General features: G+C 68.4%; 5 protein-coding genes. 4 read left to right on the top strand and 1 reads right to left on the bottom strand.

What is annotated here, in order from left to right; translation table 11 throughout:
- Positions 1 to 229 precede the first annotated feature (229 nt).
- Genes J7I97_RS33490 through J7I97_RS33475 form a run of 4 tightly spaced genes read left to right on the top strand, consistent with a single transcriptional unit; the run spans position 230 to position 6363 of the window.
- Positions 230 to 1048, top strand: coding sequence for a TnsA-like heteromeric transposase endonuclease subunit (locus J7I97_RS33490; protein ID WP_308369437.1), 819 nt, complete (start codon positions 230 to 232; stop codon positions 1046 to 1048).
- Positions 1045 to 3324: a DDE-type integrase/transposase/recombinase gene (locus J7I97_RS33485; RefSeq protein ID WP_214942859.1), complete on the top strand. Its 2280-nt coding sequence runs from the start codon at positions 1045 to 1047 to the stop codon at positions 3322 to 3324. The genes J7I97_RS33490 and J7I97_RS33485 overlap by 4 nt, the downstream gene beginning before the upstream one ends.
- A complete protein-coding gene (locus tag J7I97_RS33480) occupies positions 3321 to 4586 on the top strand; it encodes an AAA family ATPase (protein ID WP_214942856.1) in 1266 nt (421 codons plus the stop codon). The genes J7I97_RS33485 and J7I97_RS33480 overlap by 4 nt, the downstream gene beginning before the upstream one ends.
- The gene (locus J7I97_RS33475; protein WP_214942853.1) at positions 4579 to 6363 is read left to right on the top strand and encodes a TniQ family protein; all 1785 of its coding nucleotides are present in this window, start codon (positions 4579 to 4581) and stop codon (positions 6361 to 6363) included. The genes J7I97_RS33480 and J7I97_RS33475 overlap by 8 nt, the downstream gene beginning before the upstream one ends.
- On the opposite strand, the gene J7I97_RS33470 is transcribed toward J7I97_RS33475, so the two are convergent.
- A complete protein-coding gene (locus J7I97_RS33470; protein ID WP_214942866.1) occupies positions 6360 to 7046 on the bottom strand; it encodes a hypothetical protein in 687 nt (228 codons plus the stop codon). The two genes, J7I97_RS33475 and J7I97_RS33470, sit on opposite strands and share 4 nt — an antisense overlap.
- Positions 7047 to 7149: the final 103 nt, after the last annotated feature.

The following is a 7149-nucleotide window of genomic DNA, read 5'->3' as shown; positions in this document are numbered from 1 at the left end:
TGTGCCGGGACACGATAGGTGGAACCAGCGTGGTGTGGTGACCTGGCGGTCCTGACCCTGCGGGACACGCGTGTTGGAACCATCTGGCCACGCTTCTTGCAATGTTCGGCGAATTGCCATTCATGTTGGAACCAGTTCCGAACATCCCGGGCTCGTGACGTCCGTGGCCGCTTTCCTGGGAGACATGGAAGCGAGCGAGTGCCTACGCAGGGCAGCGTGTGGGGTGGGGGTGACGACGGGTGAGCCGTTGTGGTCTCACCGCTCCGCTTGGGACGAACTCCTCGTGCCGGTCTCCGTGGAGGCTGGCAGGGTCGGCCTGGACCTGGGCGAGGGCTGGTCCGAGCGATGGACGGTGACGTGGAAGACCGGCGGCGACCAGGTGACCTGTCCGGTGCGGGACCTCGTCCGGACGCCGATGGTGGACGGTGATCCGATTCGCTGTTTCTCCTGGCAGCGGGAACAGCATCACCGGCCCGGCCTTCAGTTCCTGGTCAGCACCGGCCGTCACCACGGCGCCGAGAGCTTGGAGGAGGCCCGGCTGCTGCTGGCGCTGGATTTCGCCGGGGACCTGGTCGACGTCGTGTCGCAGCCGATGAGGCTGCGCTTCGGCACAGCGGACAAGCGCAGGAGCCACACGCCGGACTTCCTTGCGGTGACCCGTTCGGGGGTCTGGCTGATCGACGTGCGCCCGGAACCCCTGATCAAGGAGAAGGACCGGGAGTCCTTTGCCGCGGCTGCTGAGGTCGCCCTGGCCTGCGGCTGGCACTACGTGGTGGCCGCCCGCTGGCGCGAGCACGTCTCCTCGTCCCTGGACGCGTTCTCCTCCCAGCGGCGACCGCTGTCCGACCAGCTCGGGCTGCGGCCTGCGCTCCTTGAGTCCGCGCGGAAGGAACTGACCTTCGGCGAACTTGCCGCCACGGCAACCTACGAGCCCCTAGCCCGAGCCCAGTTGCTGCACCTGCTCTGGCACCGGCGGCTCGGCGTCGATCTCGCCCAGCCACTGGCCGATCGCTCACCCGTGGTGGCGGCCCCTGGAGCGGTGGCATGAGGTCGGCCCGGGCGGTGCTGGACCTTTCACCCGGGGCCGGAGTGGTCCTGGACGGCACCGAGTGGACAGTCGAACGGCGCGAGCCGCACCTGAGCCGGGTTCAACTCGTCGCCTCCGATGGTGTCCGCCAGCAGGTGAGCTTCCGGTTCCTGGCCAACCACCCGGCATGCCGGCCGTCCTCACGAACAGCCTCGGCCGGCGCCGACCGAGGACGCCAGCCCAAGACCGTCGAGGACCTGAAACAGGGTCGGCTGGAGCTCGTCGAGCTGAGGATGGCCCACCTCCTGGAGGTGGCGACCGGGTTCCGCAGCGGTGATCCGCTGCGGCCCGGACCGGGCGAACCCAAGCCCCAGTACGACCCGGACACCACCACGCTGACGGGCCGCCGCCGGGCGAAGGCGGCCGAGCTCGCCGCACTGGACCGACAGCAGGCGAAGCTGCTGGGGCTGGACGCAGCCAGCGTCCACACCCTCATCCGCTGGGAAACCGGGCGCCGGAAGTTCGGCCTGGTCGGATGCGCGGACGACCGCTGGCTTCGGGAGGGTGGCGGTCACCGGACAGTGTCGGAGGAGGTGCGGGAGGCGATCCTCGCGGTCCGCGAGGAGACCCTGCGCGGGGCGAAGGTCTCCATGCGGACGAAGGACCGCCTGATCCGGCAGTACGTCCGCGAGACCTTCGACGCGAAAGACCCGGACACCGGTGAGGAGCCCGAGGCCGCGACGGATGTACCCAGTTACCGCACGCTCTGCCGAGTCTGGAAGGAGTGGTTCGGCTCGGGCGGCGCGCGTCAGCGCTACGCACGGTCGGCCGAGCTGCCGATGAAGAACGGGCACGTGGTGGTCCACCGGCCGGGCCAGGTCGTCGCCCTGGACACCACGGTCCTGCCGGTCATGGTCCGCGACGGGGTCTTCGGCGACCCGATCAAGCCGCACCTGACAATTGCCCTCGATACATACACGCATTCGCTGGTCGCGTTCCGGCTCACGCTGGTCTCCGACACCGCGGTGGACGTCGCGATGCTGCTGCGGGACGTGATGATGCCGCTGCCGATGCGGGCGGACTGGGGCGAGGAACTGGAGTGGCCCTACCCGGGCCTGCCTGCAGCGGTCGTCTCGGAGTTCGCCGGGCACAAGGTCGCCGGCCTGCCGTTCTTCACCCCGGAGACGGTGACCACCGACCACGGGTCCGTCTACCGGAACCATCATCTGGTCGAAGTGCAGCGCGTGCTCGGCTGCAACATCCTTCCCTCGCGTGTCCTTCGCCCGCAGGACAAGGCGGCCTGCGAACGGGCGTTCGGCACCTGCAGGCAGCTGCTGTTCGAGCTGCTGACGGGCTACACCGGGGTCGACATCGCCGACCGCGGCGCCGATCCGGCGGCCGACGCCGTGTTGACGGTGGACGAGATGGAGCACCTGATCGCCACCTGGATCGTCTCGGTCTGGCAAAGGCGGCAATTGGGAGAATACGCCCCCAGTTGGGACCCGGACGGGGTCCACAGCCCGAACTCCCTGTTCGCGGCCTCGTTCGCGCAGGCCGGCCTCGCGATGGAGATCCCCTCCCCGGAGCTGTTCTACGAACTGCTGCCGCCGCACTACGTGCGCATCGACGCCCGACGCGGGGTGAAAATCCGCGGACTTTGGTACGACGACCAGAACGTCCTTGCCGACTACCGGGGCCAGCGCTCGACGCGCGGCGGCAAGCACAAGGGCCAGTGGCTCATCCGGCGAGACCCGCGCGACCGTCGGGCCGTCTTCTTCCAGGATCCGATCACCCACGCCTGGCACCCTCTGGCCTGGACCGGCCTGCCGGCGGTCGGCCAGATGCCGGCCTTCGGGGACGCCCGTGTCCGCGACCTGCTGAAGAAGGCCGACGCCTGCGGGATGAAGCCGAAGTCCGACACCGAACTGCTGCCGGTGCTGCTGGAACTGATCGGCTCCAAGATCCCGGTCAGCCAGTGGCCCACCCAGCTGAACAAGTCCCAGCGCACCGAGCACGCCCGCGAGGTCGCCCAGGCCAAAGCCGCCGAAGGCGACCGCCCCGCACCCGCATCCGCGCAGGCCGGAACCGTGGACGAGCAGGCGACGGTGACCGAACTGCAGTGGCCGCAGCGCGGCCGGCAGACCCAGGAGACCCTCGACGCCGAACGCCGCCGCAGGCGCGAGGCCGCCGTCTCCGGCGCCCCGAAGATCCCGCCCCCGCTGGGGTCTAGCTTCCGGGAGCGCAACGTCTTCCTCCTGCCCGAGGACGACCAGGACGACGAGGGGGAACAAGGATGACAGGTGGGCCCGTCGAGGACGAGAACCCGATCGTCCCGTTCCTGCGGATCGGACCGCCCCCGGACCGCACCCGTTGGGAGGGCTGGCAGCAGTGGCTCCGGATGCGCGACACGTTCGTCCCCGCCCCGCGGCTCTCGCTGCAGGAGTACGCCGATCTCAGTCCCAAGCGACGCGGCCTGCATGACCTGCACCGCACCGCCAGCCACGTGAACATGCGCCTGCAGGAGACGCCGATGAGCATGCGGGTCTCCAACCTGATGCGCGGGCGCTTGGAGAACAATGCGGTGAAGTTCATGCCTGGCACCCGTGACGGCCTGATGGTCAACGGCGGCGGCTTCCAGGGCAAGACGGAGACCGCGTGCTCCGCCGCGGCGATCTTCGAGGACCTGTGGCGCTCGGTCCACCGCCAGGTCCTCCCGGACCAGCTCCAACTCCTCGGCACCCGTGATGTGTTCGTTCCGGTCGGCTACTGCCGACTGCCGGTTCGAGCAACGCCGAAGGCTTTGTGCAAGACCATCCTGGACATCTACGGAGACCCCCACCCCAAGAACCTGGATGACCTGATCCGCTCGGTCCGGGACGCGGTCCGGGACCACAATACGACCGCCTTGCTCATCGACGATGTGACCCGGCTCCGGCTCCACCGCGGTGACGACCAGGACACCCTGGACCTGATCCGCGAGCTGATGGACCTGAACGTGACGCTCGTGCTGATCGGCGTCGACATCCCCCACTCCGGACTGCTGCGGGGCGCCTACATCGACCCGCGCACCAAACAGTGGGTCTTCCCGGACGTCAAACGCGGCAAGAGCCACAACGAAGCCGCCTCCACCCAGACCGAGCGGCGCTTCGACATGGTCGACCTCGACCCGTTCGACTACAGCACCCCCGCAGGGATCACCGCGTTCCTGGACCACCTCGCCGGGATCGAGGACCAACTGCGACTGTTCCGCTCCTTCGACGGGATGCTCACCAAAGGCGAGATGCCCGAATACCTGTTCCGGCGCACACACGGCATCGTGGGCCTGTTGCGGCGGCTGATCGAGGACGGCTGCACCGAGGCGATCACCAGCCGCGAGGAGAGGCTGACCCCGGAACTGCTGGCCCGGACCTCCATCCGCCTGGGCAACCTCGCGGACCTGGATCCCGAGGCCGGCGAGGTCCCGAAGATCCCCCAGAACGTCCAGCCCCCGAAGAAGCCCAGGAGGGGACGCAACACGGTCTTCGACGACCACGGCAAACAGCAGGCCGCCGATGGATGAGCTCCCCCGGAACAACCGGCCCCTGGGGCGGAGCCTGGACCCCCTGCCCGAAGAATCCCTCGGCGGCTACCTCCTGCGACTGGCCCACCGCCTCCGCCTCTCGCCCATCCGGCTGGCCCGGCTGACCGGCATCAAGCGGCCCGCAGAATCGGTTCTGGGCCGCCAGCTCCTGCTCGACCTCGACATCGACCGCTTCGCCCGGGCCACCCGACTGACCGAGGACGAAACCGCAGGACTGACGTTCCTTCCCTGGCAGGACCGCTATCCCCCCATCGCCCGGGCACTCACAGCCCTCGACCGCCGGGGAACACGGGAGGACTGGCTGTTCAACGACTTCCCCCGCTACTGCACGCAATGCCTCGCCGACGACAGCGGGGCCTGGAAGACGGCCTGGCACCTGCCCATCGCCTTCGCCTGTCCCATCCACGAGGTCTTCCTCAAACACGGCTGCCCGCAGCCCCACGAACTCCAGCGGACACTGCCCCACTTGATCGCCCAGGCCGCAGACGGTTCCCTCGACCCAGCCCAATGCCGGTTCCCAGTCCCCTCCGACGGCCCGAACCCAGTCCGGGGAAAGGGCCGCACTGGCCGCTCCTGCGGAGCCCGCCTGGAGTGGAGCCCTGCTGGACCGTCTCGTCCCAGCGCCAGCATGCTCAAGATCCAGCGGGACCTGCTCGACCTCCTCGGCCCCGGCCGCCCTGCCGAGGAGTCCTCCTCCCGGTTCACCGACCTGCGCGTGGTCACCTCGCTCCTCTGCACCACTTGGCCCAAGAGCTGGGACATGCTCGATCCCCGGGCCCGCGAGGCAGTGGACGAACACGTCCAGTCCCTCGGAGCTGGCGGGAAGCCAGCATTCGACAGGCCGCCCAGGGACGCGATCGCGTCAGCCGGCCTGCTGACCGCCGCTTCGACCCTGCTCGACGCCTCCGACCTCGACGAAGTACTGGCCCAGCACACGCGGGAGTCTTGGGACGGGCGCCCCAGCCGAACCCCCTGGACGCAGGTCTTCGACCGGCACAGGGCCTCATGCTCGGAGAGGATGCAGCAGGCGGCCGCACCGAGCACCCGCTCCTACCGGCGCACCAGCCCACGCGGGACCAGGGTCCCCGACCGCACCGATGGCTACCGCCCGGAAAACGTCCCCGCACTCCTGGAACGGGACTGGTTCGACAAGCACCTCGCACCACTTGAGCCGGGCTCCTACGCCAAGTCCATGCGCCGCCTCGGAGCCGTCCTCCTCGTCCAGTGGGCAGCCGGCGGAGCCATGGGCGACGCAGCCGACTACCTCGGCATCAACCCCAAGGGCGGCCAATACACCACGACAGCTGGGCTCCACCGGTGGCTCGACCAGGGATCGAAGGACTTCACCAGAGCCTTGCACAACCTGGCCCACGACCTGGACGCTGCCGCCGCCCCGATCAACTACCGCAGACGCCGCGAAGCACTCCACCGCTGGGCACTGACCCGCGACACCTGGCAAGAGATGACCGATCGCCTGCCGGCCGTCCCCGGCCATATCCAGCCCAATCTGGACGACCGAAAGCGCCAAGAGGCATCCGCATTCGTCTGGGCACAGGTCACCCACGGCGAACCGCTCTTCGCGCCACGGCCGATCGAGGCAGAACAACCCGAAGGACTCCGAAGATCATGGCTCGACCAGCGCAGCAGCACGTGGGCCAAACTGGCACGGCCAGGCCGAATCCATCACTTCACAGCACTACGCGGGCTTCTACTCCAGCACGCTGAGCAGCTCATCCGAAAGATCGACAGCGTTTAGGCCAACTCCTGGTCTAGCTGCGGATAGCCGATCTCGGAGATGTCCTGGGCCAGGTCCGCCAAGCCAACCTCCGGGTTCAGCAATGATACGAGTTCCTGGTTCAGCGGCCTCAAGGCATAGAGATGGCTCACCGCCCCCAGGTCGATGGAGACCTCGTAGTAGTCCTCGGCGAAGCGCTGGAACGCTGCTGAAGAGCGGTCGATCAGGAGGCTGAACAGGCTCGTCGCCCCGTCAGGATCGACAGCCCTCTCAGGGAAGTCGATCGTCCCGTGGTGCCACCGCCCGTCCGACACTCCCCGCCACAAGCAGGCCGTCACGACAGGCACCCCCTCCTCATCGGTGAACGCCGGCTCCTCGACGAAGGACCTGAAGAGCTCAGGGACTTCGTCGACCACTCCCGGCCAGGGCTCGCCGTCGTTGCCATACGGGCTCATCGGCGATTCGTGGTCGAAGCCGCGCACATAGGCCCCGGCCGCCGAGAACACGATCGAGTACTCGTCTCCTGACCCGTTGCGCATCGAGGCCATCTCCTCGCCGCCGGCCCAGCCGGCGTTGAAGGAGTAGTACCGGCTTTCCCAGTCCGGGCTCAGGATCGCGTCGAGCATCGCCAGTGAACGGCACAGGTCCCGCAGATCGGCGATAGCGGGGAGCTGGCGGGCTACGTCATAGACAGTCACAAGCATCATCCAACCCGATGCCACCGACACCCAGGCCACCGCCAGGGGCATCGTGAGCCGTCCAGTTCCAATATGCGTGGCCAGGTTCCAACTATCGCGTCCCGGCTCA

It is taken from the genome of Streptomyces sp. ISL-87 (assembly GCF_018614095.1).
Classification (GTDB): Bacteria; Actinomycetota; Actinomycetes; order Streptomycetales; family Streptomycetaceae; genus Streptomyces.
This window is presented reverse-complemented; position numbering and strand designations above follow the sequence as displayed.

What these genes read in the sequence shown, in the direction of transcription:
- J7I97_RS33485 (WP_214942859.1), top strand. Translation starts at nt 1,045, where the DNA reads ATGAGGTCGGCCCGGGCGGTGCTGGACCTTTCACCCGGGGCCGGAGTG.
- J7I97_RS33480 (WP_214942856.1), top strand. Translation starts at nt 3,321, where the DNA reads ATGACAGGTGGGCCCGTCGAGGACGAGAACCCGATCGTCCCGTTCCTG.
- J7I97_RS33475 (WP_214942853.1), top strand. Translation starts at nt 4,579, where the DNA reads ATGGATGAGCTCCCCCGGAACAACCGGCCCCTGGGGCGGAGCCTGGAC.
- J7I97_RS33470 (WP_214942866.1), bottom strand. Translation starts at nt 7,046, where the DNA reads ATGCTTGTGACTGTCTATGACGTAGCCCGCCAGCTCCCCGCTATCGCC.